The 15,856-nt window shown below is 68.4% G+C and carries 15 protein-coding genes; 9 read left to right on the forward strand and 6 right to left on the reverse strand.

Annotated elements, in window-relative coordinates; genetic code table 11:
• Positions 1-71 precede the first annotated feature (71 nt).
• Complete coding sequence (locus PV761_RS05105; protein ID WP_347894888.1) at positions 72-581, forward strand: DUF2306 domain-containing protein; 510 nt, start codon at positions 72-74, stop codon at positions 579-581.
• A 47-nt stretch (positions 582-628) separates the two neighbouring features.
• Here PV761_RS05105 and PV761_RS05110 read toward each other — a convergent pair whose 3' ends face one another.
• The 3 genes from PV761_RS05110 to mshA form a co-directional block, all read right to left on the reverse strand.
• Positions 629-1,315, reverse strand: a complete 687-nt coding sequence (locus PV761_RS05110; RefSeq protein ID WP_347894890.1) for a hypothetical protein — start codon at positions 1,313-1,315, stop codon at positions 629-631.
• A 79-nt stretch (positions 1,316-1,394) separates the two neighbouring features.
• Positions 1,395-3,092 carry a formate--tetrahydrofolate ligase gene (locus tag PV761_RS05115; protein WP_347894892.1) on the reverse strand — a complete coding sequence of 566 codons (1,698 nt, stop codon included), beginning with the start codon at positions 3,090-3,092 and terminating at the stop codon, positions 1,395-1,397.
• A 62-nt stretch (positions 3,093-3,154) separates the two neighbouring features.
• Positions 3,155-4,420 (reverse strand): D-inositol-3-phosphate glycosyltransferase, encoded by a 1,266-nt coding sequence (gene mshA / locus PV761_RS05120; RefSeq protein ID WP_347894894.1) that lies wholly within the window; start codon positions 4,418-4,420, stop codon positions 3,155-3,157.
• 132 nt (positions 4,421-4,552) lie between these two features.
• On the opposite strand from mshA, the gene PV761_RS05125 reads away from it, so the two are divergent.
• Positions 4,553-5,089 (forward strand): GNAT family N-acetyltransferase, encoded by a 537-nt coding sequence (locus PV761_RS05125; protein WP_347894896.1) that lies wholly within the window; start codon positions 4,553-4,555, stop codon positions 5,087-5,089.
• Positions 5,090-5,101: 12 nt separating this feature from the next.
• Here the strand turns inward: PV761_RS05125 and PV761_RS05130 are convergent, their stop codons facing one another.
• On the reverse strand, positions 5,102-6,535 hold the full coding sequence (locus tag PV761_RS05130; RefSeq protein WP_347894898.1) for a 6-phospho-beta-glucosidase: 1,434 nt from the start codon (positions 6,533-6,535) through the stop codon (positions 5,102-5,104).
• A gap of 107 nt (positions 6,536-6,642) precedes the next feature.
• On the opposite strand from PV761_RS05130, the gene PV761_RS05135 reads away from it, so the two are divergent.
• Positions 6,643-7,734, forward strand: a complete 1,092-nt coding sequence (locus PV761_RS05135) for a PfkB family carbohydrate kinase (protein ID WP_347894900.1) — start codon at positions 6,643-6,645, stop codon at positions 7,732-7,734.
• Positions 7,735-7,864: 130 nt separating this feature from the next.
• Here PV761_RS05135 and PV761_RS05140 read toward each other — a convergent pair whose 3' ends face one another.
• Positions 7,865-8,602 carry a VOC family protein gene (locus PV761_RS05140; RefSeq protein WP_347894902.1) on the reverse strand — a complete coding sequence of 246 codons (738 nt, stop codon included), beginning with the start codon at positions 8,600-8,602 and terminating at the stop codon, positions 7,865-7,867.
• 94 nt (positions 8,603-8,696) lie between these two features.
• On the opposite strand from PV761_RS05140, the gene alr reads away from it, so the two are divergent.
• Genes alr through tsaD form a run of 5 tightly spaced genes read left to right on the forward strand, consistent with a single transcriptional unit; the run spans position 8,697 to position 12,823 of the window.
• Positions 8,697-9,935 carry an alanine racemase gene (gene alr, locus PV761_RS05145; protein ID WP_043437553.1) on the forward strand — a complete coding sequence of 413 codons (1,239 nt, stop codon included), beginning with the start codon at positions 8,697-8,699 and terminating at the stop codon, positions 9,933-9,935.
• On the forward strand, positions 9,932-10,495 hold the full coding sequence (gene tsaE, locus PV761_RS05150) for a tRNA (adenosine(37)-N6)-threonylcarbamoyltransferase complex ATPase subunit type 1 TsaE (protein ID WP_028269518.1): 564 nt from the start codon (positions 9,932-9,934) through the stop codon (positions 10,493-10,495). Before alr ends, tsaE begins: the two co-directional genes overlap by 4 nt.
• Complete coding sequence (gene tsaB, locus PV761_RS05155; RefSeq protein ID WP_028269517.1) at positions 10,495-11,166, forward strand: tRNA (adenosine(37)-N6)-threonylcarbamoyltransferase complex dimerization subunit type 1 TsaB; 672 nt, start codon at positions 10,495-10,497, stop codon at positions 11,164-11,166. The genes tsaE and tsaB overlap by 1 nt, the downstream gene beginning before the upstream one ends.
• 53 nt (positions 11,167-11,219) lie before the next feature.
• Positions 11,220-11,735 carry a ribosomal protein S18-alanine N-acetyltransferase gene (gene rimI / locus PV761_RS05160; RefSeq protein WP_347894905.1) on the forward strand — a complete coding sequence of 172 codons (516 nt, stop codon included), beginning with the start codon at positions 11,220-11,222 and terminating at the stop codon, positions 11,733-11,735.
• Positions 11,732-12,823 (forward strand): tRNA (adenosine(37)-N6)-threonylcarbamoyltransferase complex transferase subunit TsaD, encoded by a 1,092-nt coding sequence (tsaD, locus tag PV761_RS05165; protein WP_347894907.1) that lies wholly within the window; start codon positions 11,732-11,734, stop codon positions 12,821-12,823. Before rimI ends, tsaD begins: the two co-directional genes overlap by 4 nt.
• 26 nt (positions 12,824-12,849) lie before the next feature.
• On the opposite strand, the gene PV761_RS05170 is transcribed toward tsaD, so the two are convergent.
• Positions 12,850-14,001, reverse strand: coding sequence for a glutamate--cysteine ligase (locus tag PV761_RS05170; protein ID WP_347894909.1), 1,152 nt, complete (start codon positions 13,999-14,001; stop codon positions 12,850-12,852).
• A 177-nt stretch (positions 14,002-14,178) separates the two neighbouring features.
• On the opposite strand from PV761_RS05170, the gene PV761_RS05175 reads away from it, so the two are divergent.
• Entirely contained in the window at positions 14,179-15,843 is a 1,665-nt protein-coding gene (locus PV761_RS05175; protein ID WP_347894911.1) for a glycoside hydrolase family 3 N-terminal domain-containing protein, read from the forward strand.
• Positions 15,844-15,856: the final 13 nt, after the last annotated feature.

Consider the following 15,856-nt stretch of genomic DNA (forward strand, 5'->3'; position numbering starts at 1 on the left):
CCATCGGATAGCAGACCCGGCGCCAGCTATCCTGATGTACACGCATTGGATAGTGGCTCTATCCTAAAGCCATGGAGCACTGGAATGTACTGCTTGTCAGCCACGTCATTGCCGCGCTGTTCGTCCTGGTCATTGGACCCTTTCAAATCCTGCGCAGGCGCCGTGACCGCATCCACCGCACGATGGGCTACCTGTGGGTGGCCGCCATGTACTACGTCTGCGTCAGCAGTTTCTGGATTGTGACCGCCGGACATTTCACCTGGCTGCACGGGCTGTCGGCGTTCACCATCATGACCGTGACCCTTGGACTCGTCAGCGCCATCCGCCGCAACATCCCCTCGCACCGGGGGAACATGATCGGGAGCTACATCGGCATTGCCGTGGCGTTCGTTTTTGCCGTTGCGGTGCCGGGACGGGCCATTCCGCAGCTCCTCGCCGAGGACCCGGGTACCGCGGCATATGTTGCAGCTCTGGTGGTGCTGAGTGTGTTGGTCACGTTCGTATCGCTGATTCGCGGCGACCGTGCGGGTAAGGCGGCCCCGTCGAAGGACGGAACGCTCTCTCACTCCCTGCGCGTTTAGTACCGACCCTCTCTCTCACTTGTGGTGGGTCCCCGGCGGACCCTCCCTCACCCGACGTCGGCGAAACCGGACGCCTGGGGGTGATCCAGCCATGCGGTGCGCAGTATCCGCTTGATCTTCCTGATGGCCGGTTGGCAACCGTCAGCAAGGTCATCCTTGGCGAGGACCAGGACCAGGACCGTCCAGCCAGCCGACTCGAACGCCTTGTCCCGCCGCCGGTCGCTGAGGATCCGGGCGTCAAGAAGGTGATGCTCGCCGTCGTACTGGATGGCGAGGCGCCGATGGCGGTACCCGAGGTCGGCGGTCGGCGACACGGCGTCGCCGGGGCGCACTGCAAGTTGGAGATCCGGCTCGGGGAGGCCCGCGTCGGCCATCGCCAGGCGGAGAAGCGTTTCCGGGGCGGAGTCGGAACCGACCCGCATGAGATCCAACGCTTCGCGGGCACGCATCACACCCTGCAGGTTTGGGTGGCGACCCACCAGAGCACGGAGTCCGACCAGGGTGTCATGGGGCTGTGTCCGATCCTCGAAGGCCTCACGCGGGATGCGGATCAGCTGGTCGCCCATGCACACCAGGTCGCTGAGCGACACCCGTCGCGCCAGGTCCAGCCAGGTCCGCGACCGGGTGCTGATACGCATGCCGTCGATGGACTCGATCTCGTCATCCAGGGCCAGCACGGTGTGGCCGAAGATCCCGTTACGGCGAACCGAGGGCAATGACCGCGGCTTGCTCAAATGCAGCTCCGTTGAGTCCGCCAGCCAAGGCGGCAATAGCTGGCAGTGAAGCCGTGGGCGCCGGGAAGTGAGAGAAGGTTTAGAAGAGGCCGAGGGGCTTGCCCGTGTCGTCCACGTCCATCCGCAGGGCTGCCGGGACCTTGGGCAGGCCCGGCATGGTCATCACGGCCCCCGTTAGCGCCACGATGAACCCTGCACCGGTCTTGGGTATCAGGTCCCGGACATGAACCGTGAACCCTTTCGGCGCACCCAGCTTCGTGGCGTCGTCGCTGAAGGAGTACTGCGTCTTGGCCATGCACACGGGCATGCCGGCCCAGCCGTTCTTCTCGATTTCGGCCAGGCGCTTGAGCGCGGGAACGGAGAAGTCCACGCCGTCGGCCCCGTACATTTCCTGCACGATGGTGCGTATCTTGTCCTCCACAGACAGTTCCAGCGGATACAGGTGCCGGAAACTGTGCGGTGCCTCCAGCGCCGCGAGCACCTTGGCGGCCAGGTCGTCGCCGCCGTCCCCGCCCCCGCCACGGCCCCAGACGTCGGCCACAGCCGCCTGCACGCCTTCGCCGGCGCACCATTCCAGCAGCCAGTCGAGCTCCTCCTGGGTGTCCGTCGTGAACTTGTTGACGGCAACCACGGGGGTGATTCCGAACTTCTCCACGTTGCGGATGTGCCGCCGAAGGTTGGCCGTGCCGGAGGCCAGCGCCTCCGCGTTGGGCTCCTTCAGCCGTTCCTTGGCCACCCCGCCGTGCATCTTGAGTGCGCGGACAGTTGCCACGAGCACGACGGCGGATGGCGCCACGTCCGCCACCCTCGCCTTGATGTCCATGAATTTTTCGGCCCCCAGATCGGCGCCGAAGCCGGCTTCGGTTACCACGATGTCCGCGAGCCGCCGGGCGGTCTGGGTGGCTATCAGCGAGTTGCAGCCGTGTGCGATGTTGGCGAACGGGCCGCCGTGCACCAGGGCGGGAGTGCCGGCGATGGTCTGCACGAGGTTGGGCTTGATGGCATCCCGAAGCAGCAAGGTCAGGGCACCCTGGACGCCGAGGTCCGCCACCGTGACGGGTTCACGGTCATAGGTGTAGCCGAAGGTGATGCGGCCCAGCCTGGCGCGGAGATCCGCAATGTCCGTGGCCAGGCAGAAGACCGCCATGATCTCCGAGGCCACCGTGATGTCGAAGCCGTCCTGCCGCGGAATCCCCTGGGCCGGTCCGCCCAGGCCGATCACCACTTCGCGGAGCGAACGGTCATTCATGTCCAGGACCCGCTTGAAGGTCATCCGGCGGGGATCGATGTTGAGTTCGTTGCCCTGGAAGATGTGGTTGTCCACCAGGGCCATGAGCGCATTGTTCGCCGAAGTGATGGCGTGGAAGTCCCCGGTGAAGTGCAGGTTGATTTCCTCCATCGGGAGCACCTGCGAGTAGCCGCCGCCGGTGGCACCGCCCTTCATGCCCAGGACGGGCCCCAGGGACGGCTCACGCAGCGCGATCATCACCTTCTGCCCGGCCCGCGCCAGGGAATCCGCCAGGCCCACGGTGGTGGTGGACTTTCCCTCGCCCGCCGGTGTGGGGGACATCGCCGAAACCAGCACCACCTTGCCCGGCAGGCGGCCGGGCGCGCCTTCCTGTACCAACAGCTTCGCCGGATCGATCTTTGCCTTGTACCGGCCGTGGAGTTCCAGGGCATCGGCGCTGATGCCTGCCGCGGCGGCGATTTCCTCGATGGGCCGCATGGTGGCGCGCTGGGCGATTTCCAGGTCACTCATGACGTTGTTGTCAGACATCGTTGTCCTTCAGTTCGTGGCTTCAGGCAAAGCCGTTCGGGGGTCCCTCCCGGCACTCCCGGCTAAGGCGTGTGGCCCGCCGGAATTCTGTGAGTATCAATGTACTGGTCGACGGCGGCATGGTAGCTTTCCAGCGTGATCGCGGCGGTTCGCTGCCAGCCGAAGCCCTGGGCCTGCACGGCTGCCGCGCGGCCCATGTCCTCCCGCGTGGCGGGGTCGTCATAGAGCGCCTCCAGCGCTTCGGCCCAGTCCGCGGCTTTGTGGCCGTCCACCAGCAGCCCGGTCCTGCCCTCGAAGATGGCCCGGGACAGTCCGCCCACGCGGGTAGCCACCACGGGTGTCCCGCAGGCCTGGGCTTCGAGCGCCACCAGGCCGAAGGATTCGCTGTATGAGGGCATCACCACCACGTCGGCCGAGCGGAACCAGTTGGCAAGCGCCGGTGCGTTCACCGGCGGATGGTGGGTGACGACGTCGTCCATTCCGGCGTCGCTGATCAGCGACTTCAGGTCGAAGTCCTTGGCCCCGCTGAGGGCGCCCAAAATGGTGACCTGCAGGTCGATGTCCGGTCGGCGGGCGCGGAGCAGGGCTGCTGCCTTGACGAGGACCTGCGGGCCCTTGAGCCGCTGGATCCGCCCGGCGAAGAGCAGGTGGAACTTGCCGGCGGGCACGCCGAGCCGGGCGCGGGAACGGGTCCGGAAGGCCGGTGTGAACACCGTCAGGTCCACGCCCGGGGGAGCGACGTCGATGTGGTCGAAGTCGGCGTTGTAATGGGAAACCAGCTCGGCGGCTTCGGCCGGGGTATTCGCGATCAGCCGTGTGGCGCCGTCGACAATGCGGTGTTCGCCGTCCTCGCGCCGCCGCGGTTCGGGTTTTTCGCCGGAGTGCAGGAGCATGTTCTTGACCTTGGCCATCGTGTGCATGGTGTGCACCAGCGGCACGCCCCACAGCCGCGAAAGCTCCAGCCCGGCCACGCCGGAAACCCAGTAGTGCGAATGGATGAGGTCGTACCGGCCGTGCGGCGGGCGCTGCCGGATCCGCTCGACTTCCTCCACCATGCTGTGCAGCAGCTCCGGAAGTTCCTCCTTGGGCAGCTTCCGCGGCGGCCCGGAGATCACGTTGTGCACGCACACCCCGGGGTCCGGGTGTTCGACGGCGGGCTGTCCCGACGACGTGGACCGTGTGAAGATTTCCACTTCCACACCGCTGGCCGCCAGCGCCGACGCGAGCGCACGCACATACACGTTCATGCCGCCGGCGTCACCGGAACCGGGCTGTTCCATGGGCGAGGTGTGCAGGGAGAGGAACGCGACACGTCGGATCAGAGTCACGGCTCTCCCTTCGGCTGGCGGAACTGCATCCGATAAAACACTACTCCTGAAGTGCCCCGGCCTTCACAGCGGACCGGATGCTGTGCGGCCCTCCCGCGCGGCATTCGCGGCCATCCTGCTAACGTGGCGGCTGTGAGCCCCACCGCAGACGCAACCACAGACTCAGCCGGCTCCACTGCCGGCATCGAAATCCGCCCGGCCACCGCTGCCGACTGGCCCGGCATGTGGACGATCCTCGAACCGGTGATCCGGGCCGGCGACACCTTCACCTGGGACCGCGGCACCACGGAGGACGAAGCCCGGGCCCGCTGGTTCAAGGACGCCCCGGGCCAGGCCTTCGTGGCCGTCCAGGACGGTGTGGTGCTCGGCACCGGCGAGCTGCACGCCAACCAGGGCGGGGGAGGCGGCCATGTGGCCAACGCCGGCTACATGGTCCACCCGGACCACGCCGGCAAGGGACTGGCGAAGGCGCTCTGCGCCTACTCCCTGGACGCGGCCCGCGCGGCCGGTTTCCGCGCCATGCAGTTCAACGCCGTGGTGGAGAGCAACGTCCGCGCGGTGGCGGCCTGGCAGGGCATGGGGTTCGACGTCCTGGCCACCATCCCGGAGGCTTTCAACCACCCGACGCTGGGCTACGTGGGCCTGAAGGTGATGTACCGCAAGCTGTAGGACCCGCCGGCTTCAGGGCTTCCCGGTTTGAGGTCCGCCGCGCCACAGCAGCCGGAGCGCCGGGAGGGCCGCTTCATACCCGGCGAGAAGCTCGACGGCGAGTTCCCCGGAATCGATGAGCGGGTGTAGCGCGAACGCCCGGACGGCGTCGTCACGGCGGCCGTGCACCGCCGCGGACACCGTCAGCCGCTCCACCTCCTTGACCCGCTGCATCAGGGCCAGCTGGGCGTCCGCCGGACGGTCCTGCGGCACCGGCACCGCGCCGTCGGAGGTCACCACGCAGGGAACCTCGACGACGGCGTCCGCCGGCAGCCCGGGAACCGCACCGGCGTTCGGGGTGTTCAGGATGAGCTCGGCGCCCCTGCCGGACGCACCTCCGGAGGCACCTGCGGGAGCCGCGCCGGACGCCCCTCCTGACAGGGCACGCATTACCCCGAGGGCGACGCGCTCGTAGCCGCCGCCGGCGAGGTCGTCCTCGTCGCGCTGTTCGCCGCTGGCCCGAGCCTCGGCCAGGTAGCCTTCCTCGCGCGAACGGCGGGCCGCGTCCCACAGTTCGTAGGCCCGGGACCCGGCTGCGGCCAGCGCCGGGTACAGCCCGGACTGCTGCTCGTGGATCGATTCGCCGCGGGTCTGCCGCATCGTCCGGATGGCCCCGACGGCCCGCACGGTGTCGTAGTAGTAATACAGATACTCGTTCGGCAGGCAGCCCAGGGACTGAAGGAAAGGCTGCGGGAAAAGCCTGCCCTCCTCGAAGCCGGCCAGCGCCTGCGCATCCGCCAGCAGTCCGGGCAGCAGATCCTTGCCGCCGGACTCCAGCCGGTACAGCCAGCCCAGATGGTTGAGCCCGTAGTAGCCCACGCCGTCGAGCTTTCCCTCGGGCAACGGGGCGCCGGCAGCGCGGGCCGCCCGGTGAACCAGGGCGCCGGCCGAATCGCAGATGCCGATCACCCTCCTGCCCAGAACCGGGACCAGCGCCTCGGTGACCATTCCGGCGGGGTTGGTGAAGTTGACCAGCCAGGCCTCCGGACAGCGCCGCTTCATTTCGCGGGCGAGTTCCAGCATCCCGGGGATGGATCGCAGCGCATAGGAGATTCCGCCGGCGCCCGTGGTTTCCTGGCCCAGGAGGCCGAGGCCGAGGGCAACGCGTTCGTCGGCTATCCGGCCGGCTGTTCCACCCGGGCGGATGGCAGCGAACACCATGTCGGTGCCGTCAAGGCCTTCGGCCAGTGAGGTGGTGGTGCTGACCGCAGGGGCGGAGTGTCCGGATGAAGCCGCACCGCCGGATGGAGCCATCGATGACAGGACGGCGCTGATCGCGGCCAGCCGCAGGGGATCGACGTCGAAAAGCACAAGCTCGCGCACCAGCCCTGCGAAGGGGCCGGCGGTGAGCGCCCGGTACACCAGCGGGACACGGAACCCGCCGCCACCGGCAATCATGAGCCGCATACCACGCAGTCTATTCGGCCGCCCGGCCCACCCAGCCGGCCCACGCCTTGCGGTGTACCGCGGCCGGGCACTTTGCAGTGGTGGCGGGAGGGCGTAGTCTGCCGAACATGGACGCGATACCAGAGCGCCGGTTCGACCCGCTCTCCGCCGTCCGCACTCCCGCGGACGGGAGCTTCGATCTGCTCCTTACCGGGACCGTTTTCCAGGACATCATCTTCACCGGCCTGCCCCATGCGCCGGAACCGGGGACCGAAATCTGGAGCGAAGGCATGGGCAGCTGCCCCGGCGGTGTGGCCAACCAGGCCATCGCCGCGGCGCGCCTTGGCCTGCGCACCGGGCTGGCGGCCGCCTTCGGTGACGACGGCTACGGGGACTACAACTGGAAGATCCTGGCCGCCCAGGAACACGTGGACCTGTCCCTCTCCAAGCGCATCCCCGGCTGGCACTCACCCGTGACCGTCTCACTCAGCGTTCAGCACGACCGCTCCATGGTGACGCACGGCCACCCCGCACCGGTCACCTCATCGGAACTGATCGGCACACCGCCCGCCGCGCTCGCCGCCGTCGCCGACCTGGACGAGGAACTGGCCCCGTGGGCCGTTGCCGCCAACAGCGCGGGGGTCAAACTGTTCGGCGACGTCGGCTGGGACGCCACCGGCAAATGGTCCTCCGCCCGGCTGGACAACCTGCAGTATTTCCACGCCTTTATGCCCAACCAGCGCGAGGCCATGGCCTTTACCGGCCGGGACACACCGTGGGCGGCACTGTATGCGCTCGCTGACCGGGTTCCGGTGGCCGTGGTGACCCTGGGGCCGCAGGGTGCCATGGCCGTGGACTCCGAAACGGGCGAAGAGGAATGGGTGCCGTCCCTGCCGGTCTCCGCCTATGACCCCACCGGTGCGGGAGACTGCTTCGGTGCGGCCTTCATTGTGGGCAGCCTGGCGCGCTGGCCGCTTGCTGACCGGCTCCGGTTCGCCAACCTGTGCGCGTCCCTGGCGGTCCAGGAAGTGGGCGGTTCGCTGGCAGCGCCCGGCTGGGGCGACATTGCCGACTGGTGGAAGCGGGCCAACGCCAGGCCGGAACGGCAGAGCAGCCAGTGGCTGCGGCGCTTCAGCTTCCTGGAGGAAATCGTGCGCGACGTTCCGCCGCAGGCCCTGCGCCGGGCCACTGCCACGATCGCACACCTCTCCGACGCGTAGGGCGTGCCTCCCGCACGGCGTACCTCCCACACGGGGCGACTGCTGCACGGCGTGCCTCCCGCACGGGGTGACTGCTGTACTTGGTGTCTCCCGTTCGGGGTGTCCCCCGTTCGGGACGGCGGGCCGAGGTTCAGCCCGGGGTGAGGACGCAGAATTCGTTGCCCTCCGGGTCGGCGAGGCACACCCATGGCACATCGCCCTGGCCGACGTCGGCGTCAGTGGCCCCGAGGGCCCGCAGCCGGGCCACCTCCGCCGACTGATCGTCACCCGGATACGGCATCAGGTCGAGATGGACACGGTTCCACACGGTCTCCACGCCGGACGTGCGAAGTAGTTCGAGATACGGCCCGACACCTTGGGCCGAACGCAGCCTCGCATGATCATCGGTCACCTCGTGGAGGGTCCAGTCCGTGGCTTCGCTCCAGAACCGGGCCATGGACCGGGGATCCGCGCAATTGACCACCACCGTGGCGATGGGCCCGGTGTCCCGGTAGATCGGCCGCGGCTCCAGCACGCAGAACGCATTGCCCTCCGGGTCGGCAAGAACCGTCCACGGCACATCACCCTGGCCCACATCGGCCGGCGTCGCACCGAGCTCCAACAGGCGCGCTACCAACTCCTCCTTATGGACCTCAGAGGTGGTGGCTAGATCGAGGTGTGCGCGGTACTTCACTGTCTCGGGGTCCGGGACGGTGACCACGTCGACGCAGACGGCGGAGGGGTCCGGCCAGGTGAAGTTCAGGGGCTCAACGTTGGTCACGCCGGGTCCCTCGCTGGAAACACCCCAGCCGAGCGCCTCGGCCCAAAACCGGCCGAGGGCTGAGTCATCCCGGGCCTTGAAATTCACTTGAACAAGTCGCAGTGCCATACCGCACGACCCTATACCCCGGTAATAGAGCCCACAGTGGTGGCACGCCTGGCAGAGTTAAGCCACCCGCCGCGGCGCTACTAGAATCACTAGGGTGACCTACCCAGCAGCAACCGGCGACTTCCGGTCCGTCCCGGACGCAACCCCTGGCCCCGCAAGCGAACCTTCCGCCAGCGAACGTTCAGCAGTGATCGACCTGGACGCCATCCGGCACAACGTCCGCCACCTGGCGGCCGTTGCCTCACCGGCGCAGGTCATGGCCGTCGTGAAGGCGGATGCCTACGGGCACGGTGCCGTTCCGGTGGCCCGGGCAGCGCTCGACGCCGGAGCCCGGTGGCTCGGTGTTGCGCACATCTCCGAAGCGCTCGCCCTGCGCGCCGCCGGCATCGAGGCGCCGCTGCTCGCGTGGCTGCACACACCGGACAGCAACTTCGGTGCCGCCGTCGCCGCCGGCATCGACATCGGCTGCTCCGGCTGGGAGCTGGAGCGGATTGTCCTGGCGGCCCGTGAACAGGAACGGCCGGCACGGGTCCACCTGAAGGTGGACACCGGCCTGGGCCGCAACGGCGCCACGCTGGAAGCCTGGGACAGCCTGGTGGGCGAGGCGATGGAATACCAGGACGAAGGCCTGCTACGTGTGGTGGGAATCTTCTCCCACCTCGCCGTCGCCGACGAACCGGACCGCCCGGAAACGGACCAGCAGCTGCAGGCCTTCCGCGAAGTCCTAGCCATCGCCGAGGACGCCGGAGTGGACCCAGAAGTCCGCCACCTGGCCAACACTCCGGCCACGCTGTCCCGCCCGGACACACACTTCGACCTGGTCCGGGTAGGACTGGGCATCTACGGGCTCTCGCCCTTCGACGGCCAGTCGCCGGCCGAACTGGGGCTTCGCCCGGCCATGACCGTCCGCACCAAGGTGTCGCACTGCAAGGACGTCCCGGCCGGCCAGGGTGTTTCCTACGGACTCAACTACCGCACCTCCGGCACCAGCACCCTGGGACTGATCCCGCTTGGATACGCCGACGGCGTGCCGCGCGTTGCCACCGGCGGCCCCGTCCGGGTGGAGGGCCGGAACTACCCGGTGGTGGGCAGGATCGCCATGGACCAGATGGTGATCGACCTCGGACCCCTTGGCGTTTCGTCCGGCGGCGCGAGCCTGCTGGGAGCCGAAGCGGTCCTCTTCGGCGACGGCTCGGACGGCGGCCCGACGGCGGACGACTGGGCCCGCGCCGCCGGCACAATCAACTACGAGATCGTCACCCGGATCAGCCCGCGCGTCCCGAGGCGGTACGTCAACGAAAAACCGGCAGACGGGCCGGGTGAATCACTGTGAGCGATCCGCAGTGGGAGCTGTCCTTCACGGTACAGACCGCCGAGGAAACCCATGCCCTCGCGGCCGCGCTCGGCGCCGCTCTTGGGGCCGGGGACCTGGTCATCCTGACGGGCGAACTCGGCGCCGGCAAGACCACCTTCACGCAGGGCCTCGGTGAGGGCCTGGGGGTGCGGGCCGGCATCATTTCGCCGACGTTCGTCCTGGTCCGCATCCATCCCAACCTTCCGGACGGGCCGCGTCCCGGCGGACCGGACCTGGTGCACGTGGACGCGTACCGGCTGGAAAGCGCGGCGGAAATCGATGACATCGACCTCGAAAACACGCTGGACAGCACCGTCACGGTGGTGGAGTGGGGCCGCGGACGCGTGGAACACCTCAGCGACAGCCTGCTCGACGTCGAACTGCACCGGCCGTTGGTAAGCTCACCCGACTCGGAGGACGGCGTGCTGGACTTCGATACGGACGACGACGACGAACCCCGCACCATCGTGATCCGCGGCTTCGGCCCGCGCTGGGCTGAGCAGCCCCTGCTGCCTGCCGCTTTGAAAGGGAATGACTGATGCTGATCCTTGCCATCGACACGTCAGCCGTGGCCAGTGCCGCCCTGGTTTCAGACGATGCGCCCGAAGGGGTGCTGGCGAGTTTCTCCACCGAGGACACCCGCAGCCATGCCGAAGTGCTGGCTCCGGGCATCGATGACATGCTCGCCGACGCAGGCGTGACAGGTGCGGACATCGACGCGATTGTGACCGGTGTCGGCCCGGGACCGTTCACGGGACTGCGGTCCGGAATTGCCACCGCGCGCACCCTGTCCTTCGTGTGGGGCAAACCCCTGTACGGCCTGATGAGCCTGGACGCCATGGCGCTGGAAGTGGCCGAATCGACGTCCGCCGTGCCGGAATTCCTGGTGGCAACGGATGCCCGGCGCAAAGAGGTGTACTGGGCCCGCTACTCACTCGCCGACGGTCAGCTGCCCCGGCTGGTTGACGGCCCGCACGTGGGGTTCGCGGCCGGGCTGCCCGACCTCCCTGCCTACGGAGCCGGCGCAGGGATCTATGAGGACGTCCTCCGCGCCGATCCGGACTTCAGCGCCGAGCAGCCCGACGCCCTCTACCTGGGCCAGTTCGCCCTTGCGCGGCTGGCCGCGGGGGAGCAGCTGCCGGACTCCACCCCGTTGTACCTCCGCGAGTCCGATGCCCAGGTCCCGGGTCCCCGGAAGCGTGCGCTGTGAGCGGGGTGGCAGGAGTGGCCGGGGTGGTCCCTAGCGGCGTGACATTGCGGGCCATGAGCGGTGCGGACATTCCTGCCGTGCACCTGCTTGAATGCAGGCTGTTCCCGGTGGACGCCTGGCCGCTCCACATGTTCCATGACGAACTGGCCCAGACCGAAACCCGCCACTACCTGGTGGCCGAGGCTGCCGGCGAAATCGTGGGCTATGCCGGACTGATGTGCATCGAACCGATCGCGGACGTGCAAACCATCGCCGTGGTGCCGGAGTGTGAAGGGCAGGGGATCGGCTCCGCCCTGCTGACTGAGCTCATCGCCGAAAGCCGGCGGCGCCGCGCGGCGGACGTACTGCTGGAAGTCAGGGCGGACAACCCCCGGGCCCAGCAGCTTTACCGCCGCTTTGGCTTCGAACAGATCCACGTCCGCCCGCGGTATTACCGGGACGGGGTGGACGCCCTGATCATGCGCCTCCAGCTCCCGGACTCCGGCCTTGTGGCAAGACCCGCGGCCACGGATACGACCCCCGACCACTTGACGGCCGCGGAGCCGGCCACGGAGGCAGACACACCATGAACCGAACGCAGCCACTCGTCCTCGGCATCGAATCATCCTGCGATGAGACAGGTGTGGGCATCGTGCGCGGAACGGCACTGCTCAGCAACACCGTGTCCTCTTCCATGGAGGAGCACGTCCGCTTCGGCGGCGTCATCCCCGAGATCGCGTCGCGCGCACACCTGGACGCCTTTGTGCCCACGCTCCAGGCATCCCTCGCGGAAGCCGGTGTCACGCTCGACGACGTCGACGCTATAGCCGTCACCTCCGGTCCGGGCCTGGCCGGGGCGCTGATGGTGGGGGTCTGCGCTGCGAAGGCGCTCGCCGTGGCCACCGGCAAGCCGCTGTATGCCATCAACCACCTGGTGGCCCACGTCGGCGTCGGCCTGCTGCAGGAGGGAAACAGCCTGCCGGAGAACGCCTTGCCTGAAAATTTGGGCGCCCTGCTGGTGTCCGGCGGCCACACCGAAATCCTCCGGATCAGGAGCATCACCGACGACGTCGAGCTGCTGGGCTCCACTATCGACGACGCCGCCGGGGAAGCCTACGACAAGGTGGCCCGGCTTCTGGGCCTCGGCTACCCGGGCGGACCGGCCATCGACAAACTTGCCCGGACCGGCAACGCCAAGGCCATCCGGTTCCCGCGCGGGCTGACGCAGCCCAAATACATGGGCACCGCGGACGAACCCGGCCCGCACCGCTACGACTGGTCGTTCAGCGGACTGAAGACCGCCGTCGCCCGCTGCGTGGAACAGTTCGAAGCACGCGGCGAGGAGGTGCCGGTCGCGGACATCGCGGCGGCGTTCCAGGAGGCTGTGGTGGACGTCATCACGTCCAAGGCGGTCCTCGCCTGCCGGGAATACGGCATCACCGAACTGCTGCTGGGCGGCGGAGTTGCCGCGAACTCACGGCTGCGCCAGCTCACCGAACAGCGGTGCAGTGCGGCCGGGATCCGGCTGACCGTCCCGCCGCTGGATCTGTGCACGGATAACGGTGCCATGGTGGCCGCCCTCGGGGCCCAGCTGGTCATGGCCGGCATCGAGCCCAGCGGCATCAGCTTCGCCCCGGATTCCTCCATGCCGGTCACAGCGGTATCCCTTCCCGCCTGACCCCGCCTGGTTCAACCCGGAGAGGCTCAGGCGGTGGGGCCGTTCCGCATCTGCTTGACGAGGTCCAGCACCACGGCCTGGAGGTTGCCGCCGTTTTCCGCCGCGACACGGCGCTGCCGCTGGTACCCGGCACCGCGGCTGATGATCTTTTCGACGTCGGCGAGCTCGTCCGAGCAGCCGAGTTTCGCGGCCACGGGCGCGAGCCGGTTCAGAGTTTCGAGCAGGTGCTCGGTGACCAGCTGCTCCTTGCCCTGGGCGTCCAGGATGATGATCGCATCGAGGCCGTACCGGGCCGCACGCCACTTGTTTTCCTGGAGGTGCCAGGGCGGCATGGTGGGAATGGTGCCGCCGTTGTCCAGGATGGTGGAGAATTCGTCCACCAGGCACTGGGTCAGGGCCGCAATCGCGCCGACTTCCTCCAAAGTGGCCAGGCCGTCGCAGATGCGCATCTCGATGGTGCCCAGGTTGGGTACCGGGCGGATGTCCCAGCGGATCTCTGAGATGGTGTCGATCACTCCGGTGGTGAACATGTCCTGGACATAGGATTCGTAGTCCGCCCAGGTGGAGAACTGGAACGGCAGGCCCGCGGTGGGCAGCTGCTGGAACATAAGCGCGCGGTGGGACGCGTAGCCGGTGTCCTCGCCGCCCCAGAAGGGACTCGAGGCGGACAGCGCCTGGAAATGCGGGAAGTAGTTCAGCAGGCCGTCCAGCACCGGCAGGACCTTGTCGCGGCTGTCCAGGCCCACGTGGACGTGCACGCCGTAGATCACCATCTGGCGCCCCCACCACTGGGTGCGGTCGATGAGCTTGGAATACCGTGCCTTGTCCGTGACCGGCTGCAGCTGCGGCGGGCTGAACGGATGGCTGCCGGCGCAGAAAAGCTCAACGCCCATCGGGTCGGTGACTTCCCGGACGGCGGCCAGCGAACTGCTGAGGTCCGCCTTGGCCTGCGCCACTGTCTCGCAGATGCCGGTGACGAGCTCCACCGTGTTCAGCAGGAGTTCCTGCTTGATGTGCGGGTGTTCGTCGTCCTCGTTGAGCTCGGGGTGGTTGGCGGCCACGCCGCGCAGCACCTCATTGGCTACCGAAGCCAGTTCGCCGGTCTGCGCATTGACCAGGGCGAGCTCCCATTCCACACCAAGAGTTGATTGCCTGGATGAAGCGAAATCAATCTTCATGTGGTCCCTTCACTGTTCCGCCGTCCGTTGCAGAAGCAGCCAGAGGGCGGGCAACGGGTGGTTCAAGTCTAGTGCAGGGGTAGCATCGAGATGATGGCTTGGTTTCAAGGACGCAGTGACAGTTTTCACACAAGGACTTTCCGTAAAACAGCGACGACGCTGGCGGTGACGGCGGCAATGCTTGCCACCGCCGCCTGTACCGGCGTTCCTTCCCCGGCACCCTCCTCCGGAACGCAGTCCGGAACTCCATCGTCAACGGCGCCCGCGTCCGGCAGCGCCTTGCGTTCCGCGCCCGCCGCGTCGGGAAGCCCGGCAACGCCCACGCCGTCAATCCCCGACCCCGGGGAACGCCAGCTGGGCTGGGGACCGCAGCAGAAGGACGAAGAGGCTGCCCGCGCCGCCGTCGCAAAAATGAGCGTTGAACAGAAGGCCGGCCAGGTGCTGATGCCCTTCTTCACCGGAACCGACTTTGCCGCCCACGCCGCCACCATGGAACGGCTGCACCTGGGCGGATCAATCGTCATGGGTGACAACGTGCCGCGGTCCGCCGACGGAACCGTTGACACCGCCGCGATGGCCTCGGGGATAGGCCTCCTGCAGAAGGCGGCCAGGGCGGACGGACGCACCTGGCCTGCCGTCATCGGAGTGGACCAGGAAGGCGGTGTTGTGGCCCGGCTGCGGGCACCCTTGACCGAGTGGCCGGCCCCGATGAGCTACGGGGCCGCCGGCAACGCCGGCCTCGCTGCCGACGCCGGCAGGGCGCTCGCCGCGGAACTTGCCGGGCTCGGCTTCACCGCGGACTTCGCGCCGGCCACGGATGTCACGGCCGGCCCGCTGGACCCGACCATCGGAGCCAGGGCCATGTCCGGCAACCCTGATGCTGCGGCGACCCTCGGCGTCGGTTTTGCCCAGGGAATGCTGGCCGCCGGGCTCCTGCCCGCCGCCAAGCATTTCCCCGGGCATGGCTCGGTGGCCGTCGATTCGCACGAGAACCTGCCGGTGCAGAAGGCAACCGTGGCGGAACTCCGGGCGAAGGACTGGAAACCGTTCCAGGCTGCCATCGATGCCGGCCTGCCCATGGTCATGACCGGCCACATCTCCGTGCCCGCCCTGGAGCCGGGCGTGCCGGCGTCATTGTCCAAACCGAGCTACGCTGCCCTCCGGGGCATGGGATTCAAGGGTGTTGCCGTGACGGATGCACTCAACATGGGCGCGGTGCAGAAGCGGTTCCCCGGGGAGTCCGCCGCACCGCTGGCACTTGCTGCCGGGGCGGACCTGCTGCTGATGCCCGGGGACGTGGCGGCAGCGCATGCCGCGGTGGTCAGCGCCGTCAGCACCGGGGCCCTCCCGCCACAGCGCCTCGACGAGGCTGCGCAGCGGGTGGTGACCATGATGATGTGGCGGGCCCGCACCCCTGCACCCCCGGCCGCCGCGCCCGGAAGTGGCTCCGCCCTTTCCCAGCGGGTCTCAGCAGCGGCAGTCACCGTCCTGGCCGGACCGTGCCATGGACCGATGGTGCCCGGCAGTGTCCGGGTGGCCGGCGGCAATGACCAGGACCGCGCACGTTTTGCGCAGGCCGCCCGCGCGGCCGGCATGACGCTCGGCGCCGGACCGCTTGTGACGCTGATCGGCTACGAGGGGCCCCCGGCCCAAGGCGACGTGGTCGTGGCGCTTGATGCGCCGTGGCCGCTGGCAGGCTCGGCTGCCCCCGCCAAGGTGGCCCTCTACGGCCGCAGCCAGGAAGCGTTCAACGCCCTGGTGGCCGTGCTCGCGGGCAAGGCGCCCGCACCCGGAAAGCTGCCGGCCGCCGTCGGACCTTATGCGCCCGGAACTGGTTGCTGACGCGTCGCTCCGT

Origin of the sequence: Arthrobacter sp. CC3 (assembly GCF_039907775.1) — a bacterium.
GTDB lineage: Bacteria > Actinomycetota > Actinomycetes > Actinomycetales > Micrococcaceae > Arthrobacter.

Coding starts and splice junctions, on each gene's coding strand:
- PV761_RS05135 (WP_347894900.1), top strand. CDS start 6,643: ATGGACGCGATACCAGAGCGCCGGTTCGACCCGCTCTCCGCCGTCCGC.
- PV761_RS05175 (WP_347894911.1), top strand. CDS start 14,179: ATGCTTGCCACCGCCGCCTGTACCGGCGTTCCTTCCCCGGCACCCTCC.
- tsaB (WP_028269517.1), top strand. CDS start 10,495: ATGCTGATCCTTGCCATCGACACGTCAGCCGTGGCCAGTGCCGCCCTG.
- PV761_RS05170 (WP_347894909.1), bottom strand. CDS start 14,001: ATGAAGATTGATTTCGCTTCATCCAGGCAATCAACTCTTGGTGTGGAA.
- PV761_RS05140 (WP_347894902.1), bottom strand. CDS start 8,602: ATGGCACTGCGACTTGTTCAAGTGAATTTCAAGGCCCGGGATGACTCA.
- PV761_RS05115 (WP_347894892.1), bottom strand. CDS start 3,092: ATGTCTGACAACAACGTCATGAGTGACCTGGAAATCGCCCAGCGCGCC.
- tsaD (WP_347894907.1), top strand. CDS start 11,732: ATGAACCGAACGCAGCCACTCGTCCTCGGCATCGAATCATCCTGCGAT.
- PV761_RS05105 (WP_347894888.1), top strand. CDS start 72: ATGGAGCACTGGAATGTACTGCTTGTCAGCCACGTCATTGCCGCGCTG.
- PV761_RS05130 (WP_347894898.1), bottom strand. CDS start 6,535: ATGCGGCTCATGATTGCCGGTGGCGGCGGGTTCCGTGTCCCGCTGGTG.
- rimI (WP_347894905.1), top strand. CDS start 11,220: ATGAGCGGTGCGGACATTCCTGCCGTGCACCTGCTTGAATGCAGGCTG.